At 73.0% G+C, this 25,787-nt stretch carries 23 protein-coding genes; 12 read left to right on the top strand and 11 right to left on the bottom strand.

What is annotated here, in order from left to right:
• Nucleotides 1–206 precede the first annotated feature (206 nt).
• From AB0I22_RS15750 to hpaD, 4 genes are all read left to right on the top strand, one after another.
• Nucleotides 207–1,778 (top strand): fumarylacetoacetate hydrolase family protein, encoded by a 1,572-nt coding sequence (locus AB0I22_RS15750; RefSeq protein ID WP_363131307.1) that lies wholly within the window; start codon nt 207–209, stop codon nt 1,776–1,778.
• The gene (gene dapA / locus AB0I22_RS15745; RefSeq protein ID WP_363131306.1) at nt 1,775–2,698 is read left to right on the top strand and encodes a 4-hydroxy-tetrahydrodipicolinate synthase; all 924 of its coding nucleotides are present in this window, start codon (nt 1,775–1,777) and stop codon (nt 2,696–2,698) included. The genes AB0I22_RS15750 and dapA overlap by 4 nt, the downstream gene beginning before the upstream one ends.
• Before the next feature lie 150 nt (nt 2,699–2,848).
• Nucleotides 2,849–4,351 (top strand): 5-carboxymethyl-2-hydroxymuconate semialdehyde dehydrogenase, encoded by a 1,503-nt coding sequence (hpaE, locus tag AB0I22_RS15740; protein ID WP_363131305.1) that lies wholly within the window; start codon nt 2,849–2,851, stop codon nt 4,349–4,351.
• Nucleotides 4,344–5,441: a 3,4-dihydroxyphenylacetate 2,3-dioxygenase gene (hpaD, locus tag AB0I22_RS15735; RefSeq protein ID WP_363131304.1), complete on the top strand. Its 1,098-nt coding sequence runs from the start codon at nt 4,344–4,346 to the stop codon at nt 5,439–5,441. The genes hpaE and hpaD overlap by 8 nt, the downstream gene beginning before the upstream one ends.
• A 28-nt stretch (nt 5,442–5,469) precedes the next feature.
• Here hpaD and AB0I22_RS15730 read toward each other — a convergent pair whose 3' ends face one another.
• Both AB0I22_RS15730 and AB0I22_RS15725 read right to left on the bottom strand, forming a co-directional pair.
• A complete protein-coding gene (locus AB0I22_RS15730; protein WP_363131303.1) occupies nt 5,470–6,516 on the bottom strand; it encodes a hypothetical protein in 1,047 nt (348 codons plus the stop codon).
• Nucleotides 6,517–6,590: 74 nt separating this feature from the next.
• Nucleotides 6,591–7,352, bottom strand: coding sequence for a GntR family transcriptional regulator (locus AB0I22_RS15725; protein ID WP_363131302.1), 762 nt, complete (start codon nt 7,350–7,352; stop codon nt 6,591–6,593).
• 93 nt (nt 7,353–7,445) lie between these two features.
• On the opposite strand from AB0I22_RS15725, the gene AB0I22_RS15720 reads away from it, so the two are divergent.
• Together AB0I22_RS15720 and AB0I22_RS15715 are read left to right on the top strand one after the other, a co-directional pair.
• On the top strand, nt 7,446–10,928 hold the full coding sequence (locus AB0I22_RS15720) for a molybdopterin-dependent oxidoreductase (protein WP_363131301.1): 3,483 nt from the start codon (nt 7,446–7,448) through the stop codon (nt 10,926–10,928).
• Between the two features lie 20 nt (nt 10,929–10,948).
• Entirely contained in the window at nt 10,949–11,899 is a 951-nt protein-coding gene (locus AB0I22_RS15715; RefSeq protein ID WP_363131300.1) for an ornithine cyclodeaminase family protein, read from the top strand.
• A gap of 17 nt (nt 11,900–11,916) precedes the next feature.
• Here the strand turns inward: AB0I22_RS15715 and AB0I22_RS15710 are convergent, their stop codons facing one another.
• Nucleotides 11,917–12,282: a DUF4190 domain-containing protein gene (locus AB0I22_RS15710; RefSeq protein ID WP_363131299.1), complete on the bottom strand. Its 366-nt coding sequence runs from the start codon at nt 12,280–12,282 to the stop codon at nt 11,917–11,919.
• Between the two features lie 3 nt (nt 12,283–12,285).
• A complete protein-coding gene (locus tag AB0I22_RS15705; protein ID WP_363131298.1) occupies nt 12,286–12,435 on the bottom strand; it encodes a hypothetical protein in 150 nt (49 codons plus the stop codon).
• Between the two features lie 141 nt (nt 12,436–12,576).
• On the opposite strand from AB0I22_RS15705, the gene AB0I22_RS15700 reads away from it, so the two are divergent.
• A complete protein-coding gene (locus AB0I22_RS15700; RefSeq protein WP_363131297.1) occupies nt 12,577–13,197 on the top strand; it encodes a TetR family transcriptional regulator in 621 nt (206 codons plus the stop codon).
• Nucleotides 13,198–13,309: 112 nt separating this feature from the next.
• Here AB0I22_RS15700 and AB0I22_RS15695 read toward each other — a convergent pair whose 3' ends face one another.
• A complete protein-coding gene (locus AB0I22_RS15695; RefSeq protein ID WP_363131296.1) occupies nt 13,310–14,221 on the bottom strand; it encodes a universal stress protein in 912 nt (303 codons plus the stop codon).
• Between AB0I22_RS15695 and AB0I22_RS15690 the strand changes: the two genes are divergently transcribed.
• Entirely contained in the window at nt 14,106–14,471 is a 366-nt protein-coding gene (locus AB0I22_RS15690; protein WP_363131295.1) for a CGNR zinc finger domain-containing protein, read from the top strand. The genes AB0I22_RS15695 and AB0I22_RS15690 overlap by 116 nt on opposite strands.
• A 24-nt stretch (nt 14,472–14,495) precedes the next feature.
• Here the strand turns inward: AB0I22_RS15690 and AB0I22_RS15685 are convergent, their stop codons facing one another.
• Entirely contained in the window at nt 14,496–15,818 is a 1,323-nt protein-coding gene (locus AB0I22_RS15685; protein ID WP_363131294.1) for a M6 family metalloprotease domain-containing protein, read from the bottom strand.
• A 127-nt stretch (nt 15,819–15,945) separates the two neighbouring features.
• Nucleotides 15,946–17,211 carry a M6 family metalloprotease domain-containing protein gene (locus AB0I22_RS15680; protein WP_363131293.1) on the bottom strand — a complete coding sequence of 422 codons (1,266 nt, stop codon included), beginning with the start codon at nt 17,209–17,211 and terminating at the stop codon, nt 15,946–15,948.
• Between the two features lie 730 nt (nt 17,212–17,941).
• Here AB0I22_RS15680 and AB0I22_RS15675 point away from each other — a divergent pair.
• Together AB0I22_RS15675 and AB0I22_RS15670 are read left to right on the top strand one after the other, a co-directional pair.
• The gene (locus AB0I22_RS15675) at nt 17,942–18,598 is read left to right on the top strand and encodes a helix-turn-helix domain-containing protein (protein WP_363131292.1); all 657 of its coding nucleotides are present in this window, start codon (nt 17,942–17,944) and stop codon (nt 18,596–18,598) included.
• A 181-nt stretch (nt 18,599–18,779) separates the two neighbouring features.
• Nucleotides 18,780–20,297, top strand: a complete 1,518-nt coding sequence (locus AB0I22_RS15670; RefSeq protein ID WP_363131291.1) for an MFS transporter — start codon at nt 18,780–18,782, stop codon at nt 20,295–20,297.
• Between the two features lie 430 nt (nt 20,298–20,727).
• On the opposite strand, the gene AB0I22_RS15665 is transcribed toward AB0I22_RS15670, so the two are convergent.
• Entirely contained in the window at nt 20,728–21,225 is a 498-nt protein-coding gene (locus AB0I22_RS15665; protein WP_363131290.1) for a MarR family transcriptional regulator, read from the bottom strand.
• A gap of 171 nt (nt 21,226–21,396) precedes the next feature.
• On the opposite strand from AB0I22_RS15665, the gene AB0I22_RS15660 reads away from it, so the two are divergent.
• A complete protein-coding gene (locus tag AB0I22_RS15660; protein ID WP_363131333.1) occupies nt 21,397–22,164 on the top strand; it encodes a class III extradiol ring-cleavage dioxygenase in 768 nt (255 codons plus the stop codon).
• 136 nt (nt 22,165–22,300) lie between these two features.
• Here AB0I22_RS15660 and AB0I22_RS15655 read toward each other — a convergent pair whose 3' ends face one another.
• From AB0I22_RS15655 to AB0I22_RS15645, 3 genes are all read right to left on the bottom strand, one after another.
• Nucleotides 22,301–23,371 carry a hypothetical protein gene (locus tag AB0I22_RS15655; RefSeq protein ID WP_363131289.1) on the bottom strand — a complete coding sequence of 357 codons (1,071 nt, stop codon included), beginning with the start codon at nt 23,369–23,371 and terminating at the stop codon, nt 22,301–22,303.
• Nucleotides 23,372–23,520: 149 nt separating this feature from the next.
• The gene (locus AB0I22_RS15650; protein ID WP_363131288.1) at nt 23,521–23,934 is read right to left on the bottom strand and encodes a hypothetical protein; all 414 of its coding nucleotides are present in this window, start codon (nt 23,932–23,934) and stop codon (nt 23,521–23,523) included.
• A gap of 127 nt (nt 23,935–24,061) precedes the next feature.
• Nucleotides 24,062–24,592: an N-acetyltransferase family protein gene (locus AB0I22_RS15645; protein ID WP_363131332.1), complete on the bottom strand. Its 531-nt coding sequence runs from the start codon at nt 24,590–24,592 to the stop codon at nt 24,062–24,064.
• A gap of 163 nt (nt 24,593–24,755) precedes the next feature.
• Between AB0I22_RS15645 and AB0I22_RS15640 the strand changes: the two genes are divergently transcribed.
• Nucleotides 24,756–25,757 (top strand): sigma-70 family RNA polymerase sigma factor, encoded by a 1,002-nt coding sequence (locus AB0I22_RS15640; RefSeq protein WP_363131286.1) that lies wholly within the window; start codon nt 24,756–24,758, stop codon nt 25,755–25,757.
• Nucleotides 25,758–25,787 lie beyond the last annotated feature (30 nt).

The following is a 25,787-nucleotide window of genomic DNA, read 5'->3' as shown; positions in this document are numbered from 1 at the left end:
CGGGACCCGCCGCCGTTGCCAAGGGTGAGTGGCGCGGCGGCGTTCGCCGCCGGTCAAAGGGTGTGCGTTCTCGGACAAGAAGCTCCCGGCGGGCGTCCGCAGACTCGGACCACACACCGTTTCCCTGCCTGCCTCTCCCTCCTCCCGCTTCCCCCTCTTCTCCGCCTCCCGCTCCCTCTCGGTGCCTTGAGAACCCCGGAGCCGCCATGCCCCACCCGCTCGGGTCCGCCCCCGGCAAGATCGTCGCCGTTCACCTCAACTACCGCAGCCGCGCCGCCGAACGCGGCCGCCTCCCCGGCCGGCCCTCCTACTTCCTCAAGCCCCCCACCTCCCTCGCCGGCAGCGGCGACCGGCTCATCCGGCCGCAGGGGTGCGAACTGATGGCCTTCGAGGGCGAGATCGCGCTGGTGCTCGGCGAGCGGGTCCGGCAGGCGTCCCCGGAGTCGGCCTGGTCGTACGTCCGGTGGGTGACCGCCGCCAACGACGCGGGCGTGTACGACCTGCGCCACGCCGACGCCGGCTCCAACCTGCGCTCCAAGGGGGCCGACGGCTTCACCCCCGTCGGGCCCCGGCTGCTCGACGCCCGCACCCTGGACCCGGCCGCGCTCCGCCTGCGCACCTGGGTCAACGGGGAGCCCGCGCAGGACGACACCAGCGACAACCTGCTCTTCCCCTTCGCCCAGCTGATCGCCGACCTCTCCCGCACCATCACCCTGGAGCCGGGCGACGTCATCCTCACCGGCACCCCGAGCGGGGCGAGCGTCGTCGTGCCGGGCGATCTGGTGGCGGTGGAGGTCACCGGCGGCGACGGGCAGTCGACCGGCAGGCTGGCCAACCGCGTCGCGGAGGCGGACGGCCCGCTGGCCGACTTCGGCGCGATGCCGGGGCCTCGGCCGGAGGACCGGGCCGCGGCCTACGGACGTACGGCGCCTCAAGGGCGGATGGACCTGTACGGACGTACGGCACCCCAAGGGCGTACTGACCTGTACGGGCGTACGGCGGCGTACGGGCGTACGCCGGAACCGCAAGCCACCGCCCCGTACGAGCAAGCCCTCACCGAAACCCAGCGCGCCGCCCTCACCGCGATCTCCGTCGCCACCCTCGCCTCCCAACTGCGCAAACGCGGCTACAACGGCTTCTTCGTGGACGGCGCGCGTCCCACCCGCCCCGACCTGAAGCTGGTCGGCACGGCTCGTACGCTCCGCTATCTGCCGCTGCGCGAGGACCTGGCCCCGGCGCACACCGGCGGCATGAACGCCCAGAAGCGCGCCGTGGAGTCCGTACGGCCCGGCGAGGTCCTGGTCATGGACGCCCGGCGGGAGGCGGACGCGGGCACGCTGGGCGACATCCTCGCCCTGCGCGCCCACCGGCGCGGGGCCGCGGGCATCGTCACCGACGGCGGGCTGCGGGACAGCGCCGCCGTGGCCGCGCTCGACCTCCCGGTCTACTCCGGTTCCGTGCACCCGGCGGTGCTGGGCCGCCGCCACATCCCCTGGGACACGGACGTGCCGATCGCCTGCGGCAACGCCCTCGTGCAGCCGGGCGACGTGCTGGTCGGCGACGCCGACGGTGTGGTCGTCCTGCCGCCGCTGCTGCTGCCCGAGCTGATCGCCGACGCCCAGGAGCAGGAGCTACAGGAGCAGTTCATCGCCGAACGCGTCGCCGAGGGCGCCGCCATCGAGGGCCTCTATCCGCTGGGCGCCGACTGGCAGCCCGAGTACGAGCATTGGCTCACCGGCCGGCGATTCCCCGGCCTACCGCAGGAGGCGGCACAGTGAGATTCCGCAGCGACCCGCGCCGCATCCGGGGCTCCATAGCCCCCGTCGTCACCCCCTTCAGCGAGGACGGCGCCCTCGACCTCGACGGCCTGCGCGCCCTCGTCGACTGGCAGCTCGACTCGGGCTCGCACGGCATCTCGCTGGGCGGCTCCACCGGCGAGCCCGGCGCCCTGCGCACCGCCGAGCGCATCGCGGCCATGGAGGCGGCGGCCGAGGTCATCGACGACCGGGCGCCGTTCCTGCCCGGCACCGGTTCGGCGCGGCTGGACGAGACCATGGAGCTGACCGCCGCCGCCCGCGACCTGGGCGCGGACGCGGCGCTGGTGATCACCCCCTATTACGCGCGTCCCACGCAGGAGGCCCTCTACCGCTGGTACGCGGCCGTCGCCGAGGAGTTCCCCGACCTGCCGCTCGTCGTCTACAACGTGCCCTCGCGCACCGCCGTCGACATCGCGCCGCAGACCGTGGCCCGGCTGTTCTTCGACTTCGAGAACATCGTCGGTGTCAAGGAGACCACCAAGGACTTCGAGCACTTCTCCCGCACGTACCACGCCTGCGGCCGCGAACTGCTGATGTGGTCCGGCATCGAACTGCTCTGCCTGCCGCTCCTCGCGCTCGGCGGCGCGGGCTTCGTCTCGGCCCTGGCCAACATCGCGCCCGCGCCCGTGGCCCGGATGTACGAGCTGTGGGAGGCGGGCGACCACGAGGGCGCCCGCGAACTGCACTACCGGCTGCACCCGCTGGTCGACCTGCTCTTCGTGGAGACCAATCCGGCCCCGGCGAAGTGGGTGCTGGCGGACGCCGGGCTGCTGGCGTCCGGCCATGTGCGCGCACCGTTGATCCAGCCCACCGAGGCCGGGGTCGCCCGCATCCGGGAACTGCGTGCGGCCGCCGCCGACCTGCTCTCCTTCGATGCCTGATGCCCGAACCAGATGTCTGAAACTGATGTATGGCACCCGACGTCTGACACCTGATGCCCGGCACCCGGCCCGCCGACTTTTCGATGCCCGACGATGCCTGATGCCCGACGACGCCAGCCCGTCAACCGCTCCGATCCCCGGAGGCCCGCCATGACCCCTCGTACCCCGGACGACCTCCCCAAGCTCATCCGCCACTACATCGGCGGTGCCCACACCGAGTCCGCCGACGGGCATACGTTCCCCAACGCCGACCCGGCGTCCAACCGCCCGTACTGCGAGGTCGCCGCCGGCGGGCCGCGCGACATCGCGGCCGCGGTGGCCGCCGCCGGGGAGGCGTTCGCGCACGGCCCCTGGCCGCGGATGAGCGCGCGCGAGCGCGGCCGGGTGCTGCACCGGATCGCCGACGCGATCGAGGCCCGCGAGGACCGGCTGGCCGAGCTGGAGTCCTTCGACACGGGGCTGCCCATCACCCAGGCGCGCGGACAGGCCCGCCGCGCCGCCGAGAACTTCCGCTATTTCGCGGACGTGATCAATGCCCTGCACGAGGCCGCGTTCCGTACGTCCGCGCAGGTCGGCTATGTCGTCCGCAAGCCGATCGGGGTCGCGGGGCTGATCACCCCGTGGAACACCCCGTTCATGCTGGAGAGCTGGAAGCTGGCCCCCGCCGTCGCCGCGGGCTGCGCCGTGGTGCTCAAGCCCGCCGAGTTCACCCCGCTGTCCGCCTCCGTGTGGCCGGAGATCATGGCGGAGGCCGGGCTGCCCGACGGGGTCTTCAACATGGTCCACGGCATGGGGGAGACGGCGGGCGCGGCGCTGGCCGGGCACCCGGACGTACCGCTGATCTCCTTCACCGGCGAGACGACGACCGGGCGGACCATCATGCGGACGGCGGCCGAGGGGCTCAAGGGGCTGTCGATGGAGCTGGGCGGCAAGTCTCCGTGCGTGGTCTTCGCCGACGCCGATCTGGGGGCGGCCGTGGACGGCGCGCTGTTCGGGGTCTACTCGCTCAACGGGGAGCGCTGCACCGCCGGTTCGCGGATCATCGTGGAGGAGTCGGTCTATCCCGAGTTCGTCGCCCGGTTCGCGGAGCGCGCGGACCGTACGCGGGTCGGGCGGCCCGACGACCCGGCGACGGAGATCGGCGCGCTCGTCCACCCCGAGCACTACGAGCGGGTGCTGGGGTATGTGGCCGCGGGCAGGAAGCAGGGCGCCCGCCTGGTCGCGGGCGGCGAGCGCCCCGCCCACCTGCCGACCGGCAACTACCTGGCCGCCACCGCCTTCGCCGACGTCACCCCGGACATGCGGATCTGGCGCGAGGAGATCTTCGGCCCGGTCGCGGCGATCACCTCCTTCCGGGACGAGGAGGACGCCGTCCGCCTGGCGAACGACACCCGGTACGGCCTGGCCGGCTACGTATGGACCTCCGACCTCGGGCGCGGGCACCGGGTGGCCCAGGCCATCGAGGCGGGGATGGTCTGGCTCAACTCCCACAACGTCCGCGACCTGCGCACACCGTTCGGCGGGGTCAAGGCGTCGGGGGTCGGCCGGGAGGGCGGCGAGAGCAGCATCGACTTCTATACGGAGCGGCAGCTCGTGTCGGTCGCGCTGGGCGATACGGGCGTGCCGCGGTTCGGGAGCGCGGACGATGACTGACCGCACTGACCGCACTGACCGCACTGACCGGACCAACCGTGCCGACGGCACTGACCGTGCCGACCGGTCCGACCCCGCCGGCCGCGAACTCCCGCCCCCGCCGGACGTGGTGCGCTCCGGCTACGCCCAGCTCGTCGTCACCGACCTCGCGCGGTCCCGCTGGTTCTGGGCCGACGTGCTGGGCCTGCACGTCCAGTACGAGGACGACGACTGCCTCTGCCTGCGCGGTACGGACGAGCTGACCCACCACTCCCTCGTGCTGCGCGCGGGCGAGGCGGCGGCCCTGGACCACCTCGCCTACCGGGTACGGACCGAGGCCGACGTGGACCGGGCCCAGGCGTTCTTCACCGCGCTCGGCCGGCCCGTGCGCCGGGTGCCGAAGGGCGAGGGGACGCGCGGGGTGGGCGACGCCGTGCGCGTACTCGATCCGCTGGGCTTCCCCGTGGAGTTCTTCCACGGGATCGAGCCCGCCGAACGGCTCATCCAGCGGTACGACCTGCGGCGCGGCGCGGAGATCGCCCGCCTGGACCACTTCAACATCTGCACCCCGGACGTACCGGCGGCCTACGCGCACTACACCTCCCTCGGCTTCGGCTGCTCCGAGACCATCGAGGGCGACGCGCACGAGCTGTACGCGGCCTGGATGTTCCGCAAGCAGACCGTCCACGACGTGGCCTTCACGGGCGGCGCCGGCCCGCGCCTGCACCACCTCGGGGTGGCCACCCACGAGTCCCACCAAGTGCTGCGCACCGCCGACCTGCTGGGCGCGCTCCGCGAGGAACACCACATCGAGCGCGGCCCGGGCCGGCACGGCGTCTCGAACGCCTTCTACCTCTACCTCCGTGACCCCGACGGCCACCGCGTGGAGATCTACACCTCCGACTACTACACCGGCGACCCCGACCACGAGACGTACCGCTGGAGCGTCCACGACGACCGGCGGCGCGACTTCTGGGGCAACGCCGTGATCGAGTCCTGGTACAAGGAGGCGTCCCCGGTCCTCGACCTCGACGGGCACGTACAGCCTGTCGGCGAGACCCTGCTGGACGAGTCGGCGGTACGGGTGGTCGGGGCCGACGGGCTGGGGTGACGGGCTTGCCGGAGCTCTCCGGCTGGGGCTACGGCGCGGAAGTCCCGCAGCCCAACTGCTTCTTGGCGGCGTCCACGAACGTCTTGAAGAGGGTCTTCTCGTCCGGCAGCCGGGTTCCGGACCCCTTGGCGACTATCGAGTATCCGGCGCCCGCCTTCATGGTGAAGTATGTGTTCCGGCCCCCACACGGAGCCATGACCCCCGCGTCGGGGGAGCGGTGGGCCAGGGACTGGGAAATGGCCGACGTCATCCGCTTGTCCCGCACTACGGCGAAACTCGCGTACGGCACCCTCTTTTCGCCCAGGAGCAGATCGCAGGCCCATACGGGTTCGGTCCTGGCGGACAGGGAACGCGCCCGCTCGACCGGCCGCCCCTTCGCCGTGTCGCCCGAGACGTCCAGGGCGAGCCCCGGAATCCCGCACACCTTCGCGGAATCCATGGGCCGCACCGATGCCGCCGGCAGCGGCTCCGGATCCGTAGCGGCGTGCCCAGGGGCGCAACCGGCCCGCTGCGAAACGGCGTCAGCCGCCTTGACGAGCATCCGCGCCAGCTCCCGCTGTTTCATTCCCGCGCCCGTGGCGCTCGCCTCGATGACGTACACGGGTGGCTTCTCCGTCAGTGGGCTGTCGCCCGACTTTCCCCAGCACGACTCGGGGAGCATGACCCACCCGGTCGAGTCGGAGACGGCGCCGGTGGCGGGACCTGAGATGTAGGACATCCGGGCGGGAGCGCGCCACGCGGCTGACGTGAACGCGAAGTCGGCGCGCTCCTGGTAGGCACCGATCCGTACCTCGGCATCCTTGCGCCCCAGCAGCTTCGAGGTCTGCCGGACGGAACAGCGGAATTCCACGTCGCCCTTTCCGGGGGCGTTCTTGTAATCGTCGCTTTCAAGCCGCCCGGACCGGCCCAGGGCCCGCTCCATCTCCCCGGCGGGCAGCAGCCCGTGACACAGCTCGTCGGGCCCGAACGTATTAGTATTCCAGCCCAAATTGAGCCCGCCCAACACAAGGGCGCAGACCGCGCCGGCGAAGACGAGCTTCTTCCATACCGGGAACGACCTCTTGCCCCCCGTCACTTCAGAGTCCCCAGGTGTGGTGTAAGCGGCGTCCCGGTCGGAGGCGAAATTCTGCCCGGCATTCTGCCCGGCCCTCATCCGGCGCACCGCGGCGGGTCCGTCGGCGTGCCAGGCTCGCCCGGCTGTCGCCGCCCCGCCGTCTCCTGTTCGCCGCGTACGTGCCGCAGGTGGTGGCGGATGAGGGTCTCGACGCGCGTTTCGTCGCCTGTCGAGATCGCGGACAGCAGCTCGCGGTGTTCGTCCGCCCAGTCGGGGAGCAGGCCGCGTTCCGCGAGGTTTTCGAGGCCGTAGAGGCGGGTCTGGTCGCGGAGGTTGGCGATGGTGTCGATGAGGCGGCGGTTGCCGCCGAGGGACAGCAGGGTGAGGTGGAAGCGGCGGTCGGCGTCGAGGAAGGCGGCGACGTCGCCGTCGTGCGCGGCCGTTTCGATCTCGGCGGCGAGGGCGGACAGTTCCGTGAGGTCCGCGGGGCCGGCCCGGCGGGCCGCCCGTAGCGTGGCGGGGACCTCCAGCAGCAGGCGCATGTCGTAGATCTCGTCGAGGTCGTCGTCGCTCATCGCCACGACGCGAAAGCCGCGGTTGCGTACGGGCTCCAGCAGACCCTGGTTGACCAGGGTCAGCATGGCCTCGCGCACCGGGCTGCTCGACACGCCGAGCTTGGCGGCGAGCGCGGCGGCGGAGTAGATGTCGCCGGACCGGATCTCGCCGGACACCATGGCCTGCCGGATCACCGCCAGGCACTGTTCGCGCAGGCTGACGTGGCGCAGCCGCCCGGCGCCCGGCAGCCCCGAAGACGCCGGAGGCGGCCCGGTCCGTCCCGCTGTTGGTCCGACGTTCACCGTTCGCCTCCCCTTGACAACGTCGCCGTAAGGGTCGCAGCCTACCTGCGAGCCGTAATCGGTCATCGGTAACCGACTACTGAAGGGTAAGTTATGGGCGCGCAGCCCGACAGCACCCAGCGCGTGCGGGGGTACTGCACGCTGTGCCGCTCCCGATGCGGCGCCGTGTACACGGTCCGCGACGGCGCCCTCCTCGACGTGGAGCCGGACCCCGAGCACCCCACCGGCGCCGCCCTGTGCCCCAAGGGCCGGGCCGCCCCCGAGATCGTGCGCAGCCCCCGCAGACTCACCCGGCCGCTGCGCCGCACCACGCCGAAGTCCGACCCGGACCCGCGCTGGCGGCCCATCGGCTGGGAGGAGGCGCTGTCCGAGACCGCCGAGCGGCTCGGCCGGATCCGGGCCGTGAGCGGGCCCGAGGCGGTGGCGTTCGCCGTGGCTTCGCCGAGCGGCTCGCCGCTGTCCGACTCCATCGATTGGATCGAGCGGTTCATCCGGCTCTTCGGCAGCCCGAACATCTGCTACTCCACCGAGATCTGCAACTGGCACAAGGACTACGCGCACGCCTTCACCTTCGGCTGCGGCCTGCCCATGCCCGACTACGAGGCCGCCGAACTCTCCATCCTGTGGGGCCACAACCCCGCGAAGACCTGGCTCGCCCAGTCCACCGCCCTCGGCCGGGCGCGGTCGCGCGGCGCGAAGCTGGCCGTGGTCGACCCCCGCCGCTCCACCAGCGCCCTCCAGGCCGACCACTGGCTGCGCGTGCTCCCCGGCACCGACGCCGCCCTGGCCCTCGGCCTCGCCAACCTGCTGATGGAGCGCGGCACGCACGACTCCGCCTTCCTGCGCGCGTGGAGCAACGGGCCGCTGCTCGTACGGACCGACACCGGCCGCTTCCTGCGCGCCGAGGACATCCGGCCGGGCGCCGCCGGCTACGTCGCCTGGGACGAGAGCGAGCGGGCGCCGCGCGTCTGCGACACGGCGTACGCGACGGCCCACCCCGAGCGGCTCGCGCTGGCGGGCCGGCGGCGGGTGGCCACCCGCGGCGGGCCGGTGGAGTGCGTACCGGCCTTCGAGCGGTACGCGGAGGCCGCCGCGCGGTGGCCCCTCGCGCGCACCAGCGAGGTGACGACCGTGCCGGAGCGGCAGCTGAGCGAGTTCGCCGACGTGCTCGGGCGGGCCGAGTCGGTCACGTACCACTCCTGGACCGGCGTCGGGCAGCACACCAACGCCACCCAGACCGACCGGGCCATCGCCACCCTCTACGCCCTCACCGGCTCCTTCGACGCGCCCGGCGGCAACGTCGTCCTGCCGAGTCATCCCGTCAACGCCCCCACCGACTTCGGGCAGCTCGCCCCCGAGCAGCGGGCGAAGGCGCTCGGGCTGCGCGAGCACCCGCTGGGCCCGCCCGCCCACGGCTGGGTGAACGCCCGCGATCTCTGCACGGCCATCACCACCGGCGAGCCCTACCCCGTACGGGCCATGGTCGCCTTCGGCGCCAACCTGCTGATGTCCCAGCCCGACCCGCGGCGGACCGCCGAGGCCCTGCGCGCCCTGGACTTCGCCGTCCACCTCGACCTGTTCCCCACCCCGACCGCCGAACTCGCCGACATCGTGCTGCCGGTGAACAGCCCCTGGGAGCACGAGGGGATCAGGGCCGGCTTCGGCATCAGCCAACGCGCCCAGGAACAGGTGCAGTTGCGGCCCCGCATGGCGGACCCCGTCGGCGAGTCCCGGTCCGACAACGAGATCGTCTTCGACCTCGCCGGGCGGCTGGGGATGGGCGAGGAGTTCTTCGGCGGCGACATCGAGGCGGCCTGGGACCACCAGCTGGCCCCCCTCGGCCTCACCACCGCCGAGCTGCGCGAACGCCCCGGCGGCGAGCGGCTGCCGCTGCGCACCCGGTACCGCAAGTACGCGGAGCCCACGGACCCCGGCGCGGACCCCAGCACGGACTCCGGCGCGGACCCCGGCACGGCCCCCGGCGCGGACTCCGGCACGGCCCCCGGCACGGTCACCGGCTTCGACACCCCCACCCGCCGCGTCGAGCTGTACTCGCAGCGGCTCGCGGACCACGGCTACCCGCCCGTGCCCGTCCACACCGATCCCCCCGCCGCCCCCGACGGCCGCTACCCGCTGACGCTGACCTGCGCCAAGAACGGGTACTTCTGCCACAGCCAGCACCGCTCCCTGACCTCCCTGCGCCGCCGCGCCCCCGACCCCACCGTGGACCTGGCGCCGAAGGCCGCCGCCGAGCGCGGCATCCGGGACGGCCAGTGGGTGCGGCTCACCACCCGCAACGCCGCCATCCGCATGCGCGCCCGTATCGACGACAGCCTGCACCCCTCGGTCGCGGTCGCCGAGTACGGCTGGTGGCAGTCCGCGCCCGATCTCGGACTGCCCGGGTACGACGCGCTCGCGGGCGGCGGAGACGAGGGGACGAGCGCCAACTACAACCTGCTGATCGACGACGAGTTCACCGACCCCGTCAGCGGCTCCGTGCCCATGCGGTCGGCCTCCTGCGAGATCCGGCCCGCCCACGACGAGACGGACCTCGCCGGGCGCCGGGAGTTCCGGGTCGTGGCGCTGGAGCGCGAGTCGCCGGACGTACTGACCGTACGGCTGGAGCCGCTGGACGGGCGGCCGCTGCCCGGCCACCGCGCCGGAGCCCACCTCACGCTGCACCACCCCGACGCGGCCGACCGCAGCTACTCCCTCACCGGCCCCGCACGGCGCACCGGAGGCGGGGGCCACGACGGGTACAGCGTCGCGATCCGGCACGTGCCCGGCGGCAGCTTCTCCGGACTCGTGCACGAGCGGCTGCGCGTCGGCGACCGGGTCGCGGCCACCGGCCCCGACGGGAACTTCGCCATCCCCACCGACCTCGAACTCCCCGTCGTGCTGATGGCCACCGGCGTCGGCATCACGCCCTTCCTCGGCTACCTGGAGACACTGGCCGCCGTCGGCGGCACGGTCCCCGAGGTCGTCCTGCACTACGGCAACCGCGACTCCGAGGGCCACGCCTTCGCCGACCGCATCGCCGAACTCGCGGCCCGGCTGCCCGCGCTGCGCGTCGTCAACCACTACAGCCGCCCCCTGGCCGGCGACCAGCAGGGCCGTACGTACGACCGGCCGGGCCGGATGAGCGCCGCCGACGTCTCCGCGGACCTCATCGAGCGCCGCGCCCGTTTCTATCTCTGCGGGACCGAGGACATGCTGGCGGACCTGACCGACGGACTGCGGGCGCGGGGCGTGCCGCGGTTCGAGATCTTCTCCGAGAAGTTCCACGCCGCCGCCCGCGAGATCGCCGTGGCCGACGACGCCCGGCACACCGTGCGCTTCGCCCGCTCGAACCGCGAGGTGACCTGGCGCGGCACCGACGGCACCCTGCTGGACGTCGCCGAGCGGGAAGGGCTCGCGCTGCCGAGCGGCTGCCGTGTCGGGCAGTGCGAGAGCTGCGCCGTGACCGTACTCTCCGGCGAGGTCGCGCACCGCGTCGAGCCCAGCGACGGCCTGCCCGACCGCACGTGCCTGACCTGCCAAGCCATCCCCCGCACCGACCTCGAACTGGACGCCTGAGAGCGCCCCCGGGAGAACGCATGCTCAACATCTCCGCCGAACAGACCGCGCGGCACCTGGAGTTCGACGCCCTCATCCCCGCGCTGCGCGACGGCTTCGCCCGCGGCGCGCACGCGCCCGACCGCCACCACCACGCCGTCGACGGCGCCCCCGGCGCGACGCTGCTGCTCATGCCGGCCTGGTCCGAGGGCGGCTACCTCGGGGTGAAGCTCGTCGACGTCTTCCCCACCAACTCCGAACTCGGCAGGCCCGCGCTGTCCTCCGCGTACGTCCTCGCCGACGCGACCACCGGCGAGCACCTGGCCCTCATCGACGGCGACGAACTCACCCGGCGGCGCACCGTGGCCACCTCAGCCCTCGCCGCGAGCTACCTCGCGCGCCCCGACAGCGACGTGCACCTGGTCGTCGGCACCGGGCACATCGGCAGCCTGGCCGCCGCCGCGCACCGCAGTGCGGTCGGCACGTCGTCGGTGCTCGTGTACGACCGGCGGCCGGAGCGGGCCGAGGCGCTCGTGGCCGCGCTGCGGGCGGACGGCATGGAGGCGCGGGCGGCCGCCGACCTGGAGGCGGCGGCGCGCGAGGCCGACCTCATCACCTGCGCCACGCTCGCGGAGGAGCCGCTCATCAAGGGGGAGTGGCTGCGGCCCGGCGCCCACCTCGACCTCATCGGCAGCTTCCGGCCGTCCATGCGCGAGGCGGACGACGAGTGCGTGCGCCGCGGGACCGTATTCGTCGACACTCCGACCGCGCTGCGCGAGTCGGGCGACCTGCTCCGGCCGATTGCCTCCGGCGCGCTGCGGGCCGAGGACATCGCGGGCACGCTCCCCGAGCTGTGCCGGGGCGAGGTGAAGGGTCGTCAGAACGCCGAGCAGATCACGGTGTTCAAGTCGGTGGGCGGCGCGGTGGCGGATCTGGCCGCGGCGGCGCTCGTGTACGAGCGGGTGGCGGCGGAGAGCGCCCCGCCGGTCTGAAGCCCGCTGAGGAGGCGTCAGCCGCCGATGCTCCACGAGACGGTGCCGTCGGCTATGACCAGGGCCGCGAGGACGATCAGGTCGGCGGCGCCGAGGGAGAGGCCCAGCCAGGCTCGGCCGCGCCGCTTGGTGGAGCGGGCCAGCGCGAGGGTTCCGAGGACCAGGGCGCAGGGGCCGAGGACGATGTTGAAGACCAGCAGGCCGACGAGGCCGAGGACGAAGGACGCCACCGCCATGCCGTCGGCGTCGGTGCGGCGTGGGCGGCGGCCGGTCGGCTGGGGGGTCGCCCGCGCGGTGCTCTCGGTGCTCTCGGCGTTCGCTGTGCTGTCGACGTCCGTGGTGCGGTCCGGGTTCGTGGTGCGTACCGGTGCGGAGACGGTCATGGGTCAGCGCTCCTTCGTACGTTCGCGGACGGTGAAGACGAGCAGCCATAGGGCGATGGCGGCCGCGGCGGGGAGCAGGAAGTGCAGGGGGGTGTGCGCCGCCGCGCCCACGAGAACCCCCAACAGGAGGAATGCTGCGACGAGGAAGATCATGTCCGGCCTTTCCGAGTAGGGGGCCTTGATCGACCCGGTGTCGAGTGGACAGTCTTGGGTGAACAATTGGAATGACAACTGTTCACTGACTTCCTCAGTCTAGCGTTGCCCAATCCGGAGAACGGTTGTTTACTGAATGATATGAGTCACACGACCGGGGTCCGGCAGGCCCAGAAGCAGAAGACCCGTCAGGCGCTTCTCGACGCGGGACTGCGCCTCCTGGAGGACCAGAGCCTCAGCAGCCTCGGGCTGCGCGAGGTCACCCGCGTCGTCGGCGTCGCCCCGGCCGCCTTCTACCGGCACTTCCGGGACATGGCCGACCTCGGCGTCGCCCTGGTCGAGGAGGCGCTCGGCAGCCTGCACACGATGATCCGCGCGGTCCTCGCCGACCAGGCCGGCGCCGAGGAGCGCATCGACCGCACCGTCGAGGTGGTCGCCGAGCACGTACGCGCGTACCCCGCCCAGGTCCGCTTCGTCGCGCGCGAACGGCACGGCGGCGTACGGGCCGTGCGCGAGGCGATAGGCGAACAGCTGGCGCGGTTCGCCGACGAGGTGGCCGAGGCACTGGGCGCCGATTCGGAGCTGGAGGGCTGGAGCGAGCGGGACGCGCACATGCTCGCCGCGCTCTACGTCGACCACCTGGTGATGACGGCGTCCGCCTTCCTGGAGGCGACGCCGGAGGAGTCGGAGCGCATCGCGGGCACGGCGCGGCGGCAGCTGAGGCTGATCAGCCTCGGCCGCCGCCACTGGCTCGACGCGTAGGACGCGTAGGCGGGTCGTGGGGCCTGTGCGGCCCTTGGGGGCCATGAAGCCCTCGGGGCTCCCGGGGCCTTGGGGGTCTCGCCCTGTACGCGCCCGCCTCCCCGCCCGCCCGTCAGTCCGAGTCGGGCACCACCGCCACCGGGCACGCCGAGTGCAGCAGCACCGCGTGCGCCACCGAGCCCAGGTGGTGACCGATCGTCAGCCTCCGGCGGCGCCGGGCGACCACGACGAGGTCGGCGTCCCGCGACGCGTCGACCAGCTGCCCCGCCGCGTCGCCCGGCTCGACGCGGACCTCCACCTCGACCTCGGGGTGGCGTTCGCGGTGCGGCGCGAGGTGCACGCTCACCTCGTGCTTGAGCGACGCGGCGAACTCCGCCGTCTCCCGCTCGTACGGCAGCACGAACTCGTACGCGCTCGCCAGCGTCACCGGCTCCGGATAGCCCGAGACCACCTGGAGCACGGAGCCCGACCGCGCCGCCGCCTCGAAGGCGTAACCGGTCGCCGCGTGCGCCTCGGGGGAGGGTACGAGGCCGAGCGTGACGCGCCCGTACGGGCGGCCGTCGGCGTCGGCGGCGCCGCCCTCCTCGTCGCCCGGCCGCGGCACGACCACCACCGGGCTCGCGGCGCGCGCCGCGCAGGCCAGGCCGTTGGAGCCGAGCAGCAGACTGGCGAACCCGCCGCGCCCGCGCGAGCCGAGCACCAGCAGCGCGGCCTCCGCGCCCAGTTCCGGCAGGTCGTGGCCGGGGTCGCCGCCGATGGTGCGCAGGCGCAGCTCGGGCGGGCCGTCGGGGAGCCCTTCCAGGAACTCCCGGGCGGCGTTGAGGACCGGGTCCTCGCCCTCCTTCGGCACGGAGACCGGCACGACGGCGTCGGGCGTCACGGGCTGCATCTTGGTGACGTACGGCCAGATGTGCACGACCTCCAGCGGCACCCCCCGCCGCCGGGCCTCGCCCGCGGCCCAGCGCAGGGCCCGGTCGCTGTCGGGGGAGCCGTCCGCCGCCGCGATCACCGGCAAGGTGCTCATCCGCGTCTCCAGTTCAGTCGATTCGGACTTGATCACTCCGTCTTCGGCACACCTGCCCACTGCCGAGAGGGGTAAAAGGGGCGAAAGTCCCGGCGCGTTCAGTACCTGTCGTGAGAGCGGTGGGTGCGGGGCCGCCCCGGAGCCTGGCGTCGATCACAGCCGCCCCGGAACCGCCCGCTGGTGCTCCAAGGCGGCCTGCGGAAACCGGATGAAGGCGCGGACCCACGCGCGCAAGCGGCACCTGGGGTAGGGCCCGGCCGCCCCGCCGGCAGGCTCAGCGACGGACGATCCGGACCTGGTAGTTCCGTTGCTCCTCCCCGTGCCGCTCCCCGCCCGAGACCTCGATCCGGACCCCCAGCCTCCGGTCCGTGAACGCCTGGCCGGGCGTGAACGCCGCGTCCGACAGCTCCGCGTCGACATTGGGCGAGCGGCTGCAACCGCCGCTGTGCGGCGTGGAGTCCACGACCGTCACCGGCCCGCCGCCGGTGTCCACCGACGCGTCCACCCAGGACACGAGCACGCCCGGCCGGCACACCGACTCGTCGTTGCCCTCGCGGCGGCGGACCTCCACCGCGTACCCGCTGTGCCGGGTCACCGGCACGAACACCAGCCGTACGCCGCCGCCGGGCGCGTTCAGCGACGTGAGCCGCTCGGTGTGCGCGCCGCGCCCGGTGACGCAGCGGACCTGCCGCCCGGTGAGCCAGCCCAGCTTCCACTTGTGCCAGGCCATGACGTCGTTGCCCGGCCCCCAGTCCTCCGACATCAGGTCCCAGTGCCCGGCCAGGCTCCCGCCCCCGGCGTCCGTATAGAGGTCGGGCAGGCCGAAGACGTGCCCGTTCTCGTGGCTCAGGACGCGGAAGGCGCTCGGGCCGGTCTGCCGTCCGTAGATGAAGGAGACATTGGCGAGCGGCACGCCGTCGGCGCTGGGCGCGTCGGCGTTGCCGCTGAAGGTGACGGACAGCACGGTGTCGGTGGCGGGCGGCCCGGCGTTCGGTGTGACCAGGACGTTCACCAGGTCGTACGGGCCGAAGTCCACGGCCGGGCGGGCCGCCGCGGCGGCGCGGGCGAGGTCGCGCAGCAGCCGCCGGTACCCCGGCTCGAAGGTGGAGCCGCGCTCGATGCCGTACGAGCGGAAGGAGTGCGGCATCCGCAACCAGTGCGTCAGCGGCAGCGCGGGGCGGTAGTCGAGCCGCCCGTACGAGGCGGTCCGGAACCACTGCCGGACCTGCGGGAAGAACTCCGCGTACCGCTGCCGCGCCGTGCCCCGCCCGGGGGCGTCCGGGAAGTCGATCGCGAGGGTGAGTGCGCGGACCGTGCCCGTGCCGCGCACATAGCCGGGCGCGGTGGGCAGCCCCTCGGACATCTGCGCCCCGGCGCCGGGGGACAGGGCGCAGGACCCGCCCTCGGACGGGTCGGCGGTGCCGGGGCGCGGGTCGGCCCCCAGCCGGTGCCCCGTGGCGGACGCGCCCGGCGCGGCGGGGGCGGTGGCTGTGGGGGAGGAGCCCGCGGCGGCCGCGGCGACGACGGCGAGGAGCGCGGTCGCGGCGAGGGCGCTGCCGCGGCGCGGCGCGCGTATTCGGGGGCGGCTGGGGTCCATGACGGTTCCCTTCCGGTCCGAGGGTCCGAGGCTGCGAGGGTGCGAGGGCCTGGTGATCCGGGGGCGTGGTGGCCCGGGGGCCTGGTGGTCCGGGGGCGCGGCGTTCCTAGGGCCTGGGGGCGCCCGCTCAGCGCTCCGAGGTGACGCGCACGCGCCAGCGGCCGGCGTCGTCCCGGCCGAGTACGTCGACGGTCACGCCGTCGGCCGCGAAGGTCTGGCCCGCCGTGTACGTGGCGTCGCTCAGCCGCGGGCTCACGTTCGGGGTCCCGTCGGCGCAGCCCGCGCTGCCGGGCGTGGCGTCCGCGACGCGGACCGGGCCGGTGCCGCCGGCCGCGGTGGTGTCGACCGTGGCGACGAGCACGCCGGGACGGCAGACGGCCGCGTCGACCGGGCCCCGGTCGCGGGCCTCGACGGTGATGGCGCGGTGGCCGGAGAGCGGGACGGCGATGAGCTTGGTGCCGTCGGCGGTCGTGGTGGGGGTCAGCGTGTGGGTGCTGGTGCCGGCGTGCGGCACGCAGTGCACCTGGTCGGCGCCGAGCCAGCCCATCTTCCACTTGTGCCAGGCGAGGAAGTCGTTGTTCGGCCCCCAGTCCTCGTCCATGGGGTCCCAGTGGCCGACGGCCGGGGGCCGCCCGGACCCGTCGGTGTAGTAGAGGTCCGGCAGGCCGAAAGCGTGCCCGACCTCGTGGTCGAGGACCCGGAAGGCGCTGTCGCCGGTCTGCCGGCTCCAGATGAAGGAGGCGTTGGTGAAGGGGACGCCGTCGTCGGTGTCGAGCCCCAGCGGGCCGCCGCCGAAGGTGACGGACAGGACGGTCTCGGTGGCGGGCGGCCCGGCGTTCGGGGCGGCCAGGACGTTGATGACGTCGTACCGGCTGAAGTCGACGTCCCGGTCGACGGCCGCGAGTATCTCCTTGGACACGGCGTAGTAACCGCTGTCGGAAGCGGGGTCGAAGGGCGTGCCGCGCTTGATGCCGTACGCGGCGAACGGCCGGGACATCCGGATCCAGCGGGCGTGCGCCGTGGCGCGGTAGTCCAGCCGCCCGTACGAGGCCGCCCGGAAGAACTCCGAAGCCCGTGGGAAGAACTCGCCGTAGCGCTCGGCCACGGTGCCGTCGGCCGGCGCGTCGGGGAAGTCGACGAAGAGGGTGATGGCCCGCACCGTCCCGCTCGATCTGGCGTACCCCCGCGGCGTGTGCGCGGTCTCGGAGACCAGGTCCTGGATCCCGGTGAGCGCGCACGGGCCGTACGGGCGGTCGGCGGCGGCCACGGCCGCAGCCGCGGGCGGCGCCGAGCGGGCGCCGGGCCGGGCCGTGGCGGGCTCGGGCGCGGTGAGCGGGAGGGCGAGCGCCGTCGTCACCGTCGTGGCCACGAGCGCGGTGGCTATGTGGGACATGCCGATCACCTCGGGGTGCGGGAGCGGCCGCCTGAGCGCGGACGCCCTCTGTGTTCACCCTGTTCCGGAGCGTGTCCGGGCGCTCTCCCGGCTACGGCATACGGGTGTCGGGCGGAGGTGGGTCAGGGAGGGGTTTTCGGGCTGTGATGGCGCTGAATGCGCGGCTCCGTGCCGGATTCGCCGCATGTGCCACAGGTCACACGCGCCTCGTGAAATATCCGGGGAGCCCCTCCCCGTTTACAGATACGTCCCGCACAACCGGGGAATCAGTCCCCGGTTCCAGGGGGCGAAGTTACCGATACGTACGGATATCCCGCACCGAACCGCACCGCACCGGCCCGGATCGCGTCCGCAGACCGAACCGCGGACCGAACCGCAGGCCACCCCGCAGACCGAACCGCGGACCGACTCGCAGACCGGCGAACAGGCCGGCACGCGAACCGGCCGGCGGTCAGGTCGGCGGGTACATCCGCGGACGTCCGGGTCCGCGGCCGTACGCATCGGACATACGCATCGGACATACGCATCAGACATACGCATCAGACATACGCATCCGCGAGGGTCCGAGGACGCACCCGCGCAGACGCACCCACAGCCGTATCCGCAGCCGTATCCGCAGATGAACCCGCGGCCGTATCGCGGATGTACCCGCAGATGTACGTGCGGGCGTATCCGCGGGCGTAGCCGCAGCCGCACCCGCGGCCGTATCCGCAGTGAAAGGAGTGCCCTGATGGCAGCCACCGCCGCCGCCCCCGCCGCGAAGCCCGCGCACCCCCGGCTCCGCGCCGACGCCGTGCGCAATCGCGAGCGGCTCGTCGCGGCGGCCCGCGAGACGCTCGTCGAACACGGGGTCGAGGTCCCGCTCGATGAAATCGCTCGACGGGCCGGGGTGGGCAATGCCACTCTGTACCGGCACTTCGCGGATCGGTCCGAACTGATCCACCACGTAACCCTCTCGGTCATGTCCCGCATCGCGGACCAGGCCGAGCGCGCACGAGCTGAGGAGCCCGATGCTTTCCTGGCGCTGAGGCGCTTCGTGCACGCCGCGGCGGACGAGCGGATCGGGGCCCTGTGCCCGCTGCTCGCCGAAGGCGTCGAGCGCGACCACCCGGAGCTGACCGCGGCGCGCGACCGCCTGGAGCGGGCGATCGAGGCGCTGATGGCCGCCGCCCGCGACGTGGGCCGGCTCCGCGCGGACATCGCCGTCGGCGACCTGATGGTGGCCCTCACCCAGCTCACCCGCCCGCTGCCCGGCAGCGGCTGCGTGAACTTCGACCAATTCGTGCACCGGCACCTCCAGCTGTTCCTGGACGGCCTGATGACCCCGGCCCGCTCCGAACTCAGCGGGGCCGCCGCGACCCTGGAGGACCTGCGCCGCACGCCATGACCGGGCCGCTTTCCCGCCCGCGCCGTATCCGTCCTGTCCGTCCTGTCCGACCCGTCCGATGTCCATAGCGTTCAACTGATCCGTCGTACGCCGCACGTCCCGTGTCACGCCCGGCACCCGGTCGTACGTCGTGTCCTGTGTCCCGCTTTTCCGCCCTCCGCACCGCTAGGTGGCTACCGCCATGCCAGATACCGTCCGTCAACTCGATCCCCGGCGCTGGAAAGCGCTCATATTCATCGCGCTGGCCCAGCTGATGGTCGTCCTCGACGCCACCATCGTGAACATCGCGCTGCCCTCCGCCCAGGCCGACCTCGGCATCTCGGACGGCAACCGGCAGTGGGTCATCACCGCCTACGCCCTCGCCTTCGGCGGGCTGCTGCTCTTCGGCGGCCGCGTCGCCGACCTGTGGGGCCGCAAGCGGGCCTTCCTGATCGGCCTCGTCGGCTTCGCCGTCGCCTCCGCCCTCGGCGGCATCGCGAACAACACCGGGACGCTGCTCGGCGCCCGCGCGCTCCAGGGCGTCTTCGGCGCCCTGCTCGCGCCCGCCGCCCTGTCGCTGCTCGCGGTGCTGTTCACGGAGGCCAAGGAGCGCGCGAAGGCGTTCGGCATCTTCGGCGCCATCGCCGGCGGCGGCGCGGCCATCGGCCTCTTCCTCGGCGGCGTGCTCACCGAGTACCTGGACTGGCGCTGGACGTTCTTCGTGAACATCCCCTTCGCCGCCGTCGCCGCGGCCGGCGCGATCTTCGTGATCCGGGAGCCCGCGGGCAGCCGCAACCCCTCCAAGCTCGACATCCCCGGCGTCCTCCTGGCCAGCCTCGGCCTGGTCTCGCTGGTCTACGGCTTCACCCGCGCCGAGTCCGACGGCTGGGGCGCAGGGATCACCGTCGGCCTGTTCGTCGCGGCCGTCGTGCTGCTCGCCGCCTTCGCGGTCGTCGAGTCGCGGGTGAAGAGCCCGCTGCTGCCGCTGCGCGTCGTGCTCGACCGCAACCGCGGCGGCGTCTACCTCGCGCTCGGCCTCGCCGTCATCGGCATGTTCGGCCTGTTCCTCTTCCTGACCTACTACCTCCAGGTCGTGAAGGGCTACACCCCGGTCACCACCGGTCTGGCGTTCCTCCCGATGGTCGCGGGCATGATCACCGGCTCTACGCAGATCGGCGCCCGGCTGATGACCCGCGTCCCGGCGCGGCTGCTGATGGGGCCGGGCTTCCTGGTCGCCTCCATCGGCCTGCTGATCCTGACCCAGCTCAGCGCGGGCAGCTCCTACCCGGGGCTGATCCTGCCCGGCCTGGTCCTGATGGGCCTCGGCATGGGCACGGCCTTCATGCCGGCCATGAGCCTGGCCACGTACGGCGTGCAGCCGCGCGACGCCGGTGTCGCCTCCGCGATGGTCAACACCTCGCAGCAGGTCGGCGGCGCGATCGGCACCGCGCTCCTGAACACCGTGGCGGCCAGCGCCACCACCGCGTACGCGACGTCGCACGTGGCCTCGGCCACGACGCCCGCGTCCGTCCAGGCGCTCAAGCTCAACGCCATGATGCACGGCACCTCGACCGCCATCTGGTGGGCGTTCGGCATCCTCCTGGTGTCCTCGGCCATCGCGTTCGTCTTCGTCAACGCCGGCCACCAGGGCGGCGCCCAGTCCGGCTCCGGCGACGGCGAGGTCGCGCTGGAGGACGCCATTCCGGTGATGGCGCACTGACCCGACCCGTACGGGGGCGAGGCTCGCTCGTACACACGTGAAAGGCCCCTGCCGTGCAGGGGCCTTCTGCGTGCCCGCGCCGCTGATCGATACGGGCGTGCGCCGGGTCGCGGGACGCGCGTACCGGGTTACGGGCGTGCGCTGAGTTACGGGCGCGGGCCGGGGTGTGGGCGCGAGCCGAGTTACGGGCGCGGGCGCTGAGGGCGCGCGGGTGCAGCGGTGCTACGGGCGTACGCCGGGGGTGGGGCATACGGCGCCGTCACGGGCGTACGCCGGGGGTACGGGCGTACGTCGACGTCTCGGGCGTACGGCGGCGGTCACGGGCATGCGGGGGTGTCACGCCCGTACGGCGCCGGGGTCCCGCGCTCGCGCGGCGGCCGGCACGCGTCCGTCAGCGCGGCCAGGGCAGGTCAGCGCAGGTCAGCGCAGGTCAGCGCAGCCAGGGCAGGTCGGCGCCCTCCGGTTGGAGGCCCTCGGCCATCACCCGGCAGATCTCGCCGAGCGATCTGGCCTGCTCGGGGGTGAGCCGGTCGAAGATGGCCGCGCGCACCGCCGCGACATGGCCCGGCGCGCTCGCCTTGAGGACCTCGAACCCCTCGTCGGTGAGGACGGCGAGCTGGCCGCGCTTGTCGTCGGGTACGTTCTCGCGCCGGACCCAGCCGTTCTTCTCCAGCCGGGAGACGGCGTGCGAGAGGCGGGACCGGGTGATCTTGGCGTTCTGGGCGAGATCGGTCATGCGCATCCGGCGCCGCGGGGCGTCGGAGAGCAGGACGAGGAGGCCGTAGTAGATGTGCGGCATCCCGGCGTCGCGTTGCAGCTGGCGGTCGAGGTGGTCTTCGAGGAGGGTCCAGGCGTGGTGGTACGCGCGCCAGATGCTCTGCTCCTCGTCGTTGAGCCAGCGAGTCTCTGTCGCGGGTTGGTTCGTCATGGCGTCCACTGTTTCATTCGAAGCTGGATTCTTGAAGTTTAAACAATTTCGGGTTAGGGTGCGCTTACTAGCTTGAGAGTTCAAGTACCCGGAATCATGGAGAGGCACGTGTCCGCCACCGTTCCCGCATCCGAGGCCGCCGCCGCGTTCGCGCCCGCGACCGGCGGGCGTATGCCCGCCCTCTATCTCTCGCACGGTGCGCCGCCGCTCGCCGACGACGCGCTGTGGCCCGGCCAGCTCGCCGCTTGGTCCGCCGGACTGCCCCGGCCCACCGCGATACTGATGATCTCAGCGCACTGGGAGGAAGCGCCCCTCGCCCTCGGCGCCACCGAGACCGTGCCGCTGGTCCACGACTTCTGGGGCTTCCCCGAGCACTACTACCGGGTGCGGTACGCCGCGCCGGGCGCGCCGCGGCTCGCGGACCGGGTGCGCGCCACGCTGCGCGCGGCCGGCACGCCCGTACAGGACATCCCCGACCGGGGCCTGGACCATGGCGCGTACGTCCCGCTCGTCGAGATGTACCCGGACGCCGACATCCCCGTGCTCCAGGTCTCCATGCCCTCCCTCGACCCGCGCCGCCTGATGGACATCGGCCGCCGCCTCGCGCCGCTGCGCGACGAGGGCGTGCTGATCGTCGGGAGCGGCTTCTTCACCCACAACCTCGCCGCGCTGCGGCACACGGGGCCGAAGCCGCCCTCATGGTCGGCCGAGTTCGACGACTGGGGGAGCCGGGCGCTGGCGGACGGGGACGTGGACGCCCTCCTGGACTTCGAGCACAAGGCCCCGGCGGGCCGCCTGGCGCACCCGCGCACCGAGCACTTCGCGCCCCTGTTCGTCACGCTCGGAGCCGCCGACGCCGCCGGCGACCTCGACGGGGGTCGCAGCGTCATCGACGGCTTCTGGATGGGGTTGGCGAAGCGGTCGCTCCAGTTCGGGTGAGGCGGGGCGGGGTGGGGCGGTCAGCGGCTGAATTCGTCGGCTGTGAGCTGTGAGCTGCGAAATGTCAGCAGTCGGCTGGGAATTGTCGGCTGTCAGCCGGTGGGGCCTTCAGGCGTTGCCCGTCGGCCTTCGACTGTCAGCCGTCCTCCGGATCGATCAGCCGCATGGCGTTCAGGGCGGCCGACAGGGCGCGGGTGTCGCCGTCCTCGGCCCCGGCCGCCACGTCCAGCGCGGTGTCCGCGAACTTGATCGCGTGCTCGTCGCCGTGCGTGACCGCCTGCTCGAAGACCTCCTCGGGCGTGAGCGAGGAAGCGTCGGGGGAGGGGCGCGGAGTGTCGGCGGCGTAGATGGCGGTGACCGCGGCGGTGGCCGCCCAGGCCGTTGCGAGCGAGGCGCCCCACAGCTCCTCGGGGAGAGCGGGCAGGGTGCGCAGCACGGCGTTCGGGGCGGTGGCGGCGTGCACCAGCATGATGCCGTTGCCGTGCCCGTAGTCGGCGTAGTTGAGGGTGGCGGCCCGTACGAGCGCGGTCAGCTGCTCGCGCACCGCCTCGGGGTCCTCGGGCACGCGCAGCGAATCGACGGTCGCGAGCCAGCCGGAGGTGGTCGGGAGCTGCGCGTAGCCGTCCTTGACCGTCACGTTCCGCTTGGCGATGCGGGGGAGCGCGGCCAGGGCCGCGGTGGGCGACGCGCCGCCCGAGGGGCGCACGGCGACGGGCAGCATCAGCTGACGGGCGGCCCAGTAGCCGAGGGCGTGCGCCAGCTCCGCGCGGCGCGGCGCGTCCTCGCCCTCCTCCAGGAGGGTGCGCACCGCGTGCCCCACCCGGATCACCGGGTGGGTCGCGGCGCCCGCGATGCCGGGCAGCAGCCGCGGCCACCACTCGGCCAGCACCGCGCGCCAGGGCCGCTCGGCGAGCTGCTCGCCGATGTACGTGTTCCAGTCGGCGACCCGGCCGACGTCGCCCAGCGCCTCGCGCCAGTCGGCGTCCGTGATCCGGTACCGCGTGCCCGGGGCCTCGTCCAGCTTCGTCTCGTACGCGTCGAGCCAGCCGTGCACGACGGCGGACTTGCCGTGCCGGGCCATCGCCTCCACGGCCATCGGGCCGTGGTTGCTGAGGTATCCGTTGAACTCCGGCCCCGAGGCGTGCAGCCGCTCAAGGGCCTCGTCGAGTGCGCCGTTCCCGTTCCCATTCCCGTTCGTGATCTCCATGCGCCGAGGCTAGGTCGGCGAGCACCGGGTCCGTAACGGTCCGCGGCCCTACTCCCTGGGGCGCTCCGAGCCGTCCGAGGCCCTACGTCCTTGGTCGGAGGGAATCCTGTCCGGCCCTCCTCCCGCTCAGCGCGTCACATGCGGCCGCCTCAACGCGTCACATGCGGCTCGTGGGCGCGGAAGACGTACAGGGAGACCAGGGCCAGCGCGCCGCCGAGCACCACCCCCATCGTGACGGACCGCAGCACGGACGGGCCCGTCAGGCTGTACAGGAAGCCCATGGCGCAGCCGAAGAGCGCGCCGAACGCGAGCGCCCGCACCTCGGTCGTCAGGGCCGCGCGGCGGCGGACCAGCAGCAGCCCGAGCGCGCCGGTGACCACGGCCGCCACCAGCGCGAGGAGCGCGGCGCGCCCCCAGGAGCCGCCGTTGCTGTGGTCGAGGAAGAGGACGTACAGACCGTAGACCACGGCCGCGGTGACCGGCAGGGCCATCCCGGCCGAGACATGCGGCCGGTGCTGCGGGCGGGCCGCGGTGGCGCCGTGGTGGTGGGCGGGTGTCTGCATGGCGGGCTCCTTTCGCCGGCCCCTCCTCATGTCCTCACGTGCGCACGTACTCATGTCCAGAGCACACCCGCCCGGGGGAACCGTCAACTGGATCAGGGGGCGGTCGCGTGAGGAGGTCCGGCGCCGGTCAGCGCGCGCCCCCGGGCAGGTCCTTCTCGTACCAGGTCACGTCCCAGTAGCGGCCGAACTTCCGCCCGACCTCGCGGTACGTGCCGAGCGGCTCGAAGCCGAAGCGCAGGTGCAGCCGGTGCGAGGGCTCGTTCGGCTGGGCGATCCCCGCGTAGGCGCGGTGCACGTCCTCCTGGGCCAGGGCCTCGAAGAGCGCCTTGTACAGCAGCGTCCCGACGCCGCGCCCGCCCGCCCCGGCGGCGCAGTAGACGGTGGTCTCCACCGAAGTGGCATAGGCGGCTTTCGCGCGGAAAGGACTGCTGGTGGCGTAACCCAGAATCCGACCGCCCGGCGCCTCCTGCGCAACCAGAAGGCGGTATGGGCCGTCTTCAGGGTGGGAGAGCAGCCAAGGACGGCGCCCTTCCGGTGTGAACGGGGCGGTGTCGAACGTGATCGCCGTCTCACGGACGTAGTGGTTGTAGAGGTCGGTGAGTGCGTCGAGGTCTCCGGCGACGCCCGGCCTGACCTGCACTTCCTGTGGTTCCGGCAGCACGGGACCCCCCTCTGTGGCGGCACAGGGTACTGCATGATCACAAAAATATGAGCGCGGCTTGGGAATTCTGTCCGGATTCCAGTCGTTCTTTCCATCGGACGGGGCACCCGGTAGGGAGTTCCACCCCATCCCGCGACCGACTCATCGCAAGGGAGCACGCATGGCAACCCGTGCCGTCGCCCGTCGTCAGACCGCTGCCAAGGGTACTGACGGGGTAAGCAGTGTTCGCGCTGTAGGCGGAGAGATCGCCGACCGCGACCTGGTCGGCATGTACCTCGACGAGATAGCGCGTACGCCCCTGCTCGACGCCGCCAAGGAAGTCGAGCTTTCCCAGACCATCGAGGCGGGCGTCTACGCCCAGCAGATCCTGGACGGCCAGGTCGAAGAGGACAGCGCCGTCAAGGCGAAGCGCTCGGAGCTGGAGGCCCTCGCCGCCGAGGGCGCCCGCGCGAAGGACGTCTTCATCAAGTCCAACCTGCGCCTCGTCGTCGCCGTCGCCCGCCGGTATCCGCGCAGCGGGCTGCCCCTGCTGGACCTGATCCAGGAGGGCAACGCCGGTCTGGTCCGCGCGGTCGAGAAGTTCGACTACGCGAAGGGCTTCAAGTTCTCCACGTACGCGACGTGGTGGATCAGGCAGGCCATCACGCGGTCCATCGCCGACCAGTCCCGTACGATCCGGCTGCCCGTGCACCTCGTCGAGGAGCTGGGCCGCATCCGGCGCGTACAGCGCGAGTTCAACCGGGAGAACGGTCGCGACCCCGAGCACACGGAGATCGCCGCCGAGCTGGGCACCAAGCCGGAGCGCGTCTCGGACGTGCTCGACTGGGCCCGCGACCCGGTCAGCCTGAACATGTCGGTGGACGACGAGGGCGAGACGCAGTTCGGCGACCTACTGGAGGACACCTCCGCGGTCTCGCCGGAGCAGTCCGTGCTGACGCTGCTGCGCAGCGAGGAGCTGGAAGACCTCATCGGCCGGCTCGACCACCGCACCGCGTCCATCATCAAGGCGCGGTACGGCATCGAGGACGGGCGCGAGCGCACGCTCACCGAGGTCGGCAAGCAGCACGGCCTGACGCGCGAGCGCATCCGGCAGATCGAGAAGCACGCGCTGCTGGAGCTGAAGAAGATGGCCCGCGACACCGGCTTCGACGCGGCGGCGTAAGCGGCGTCCTCCGTACGCTCGTACGTGCCG

The organism is Streptomyces sp. NPDC050610 (assembly GCF_040654875.1).
GTDB lineage: Bacteria > Actinomycetota > Actinomycetes > Streptomycetales > Streptomycetaceae > Streptomyces.
This window is presented reverse-complemented; position numbering and strand designations above follow the sequence as displayed.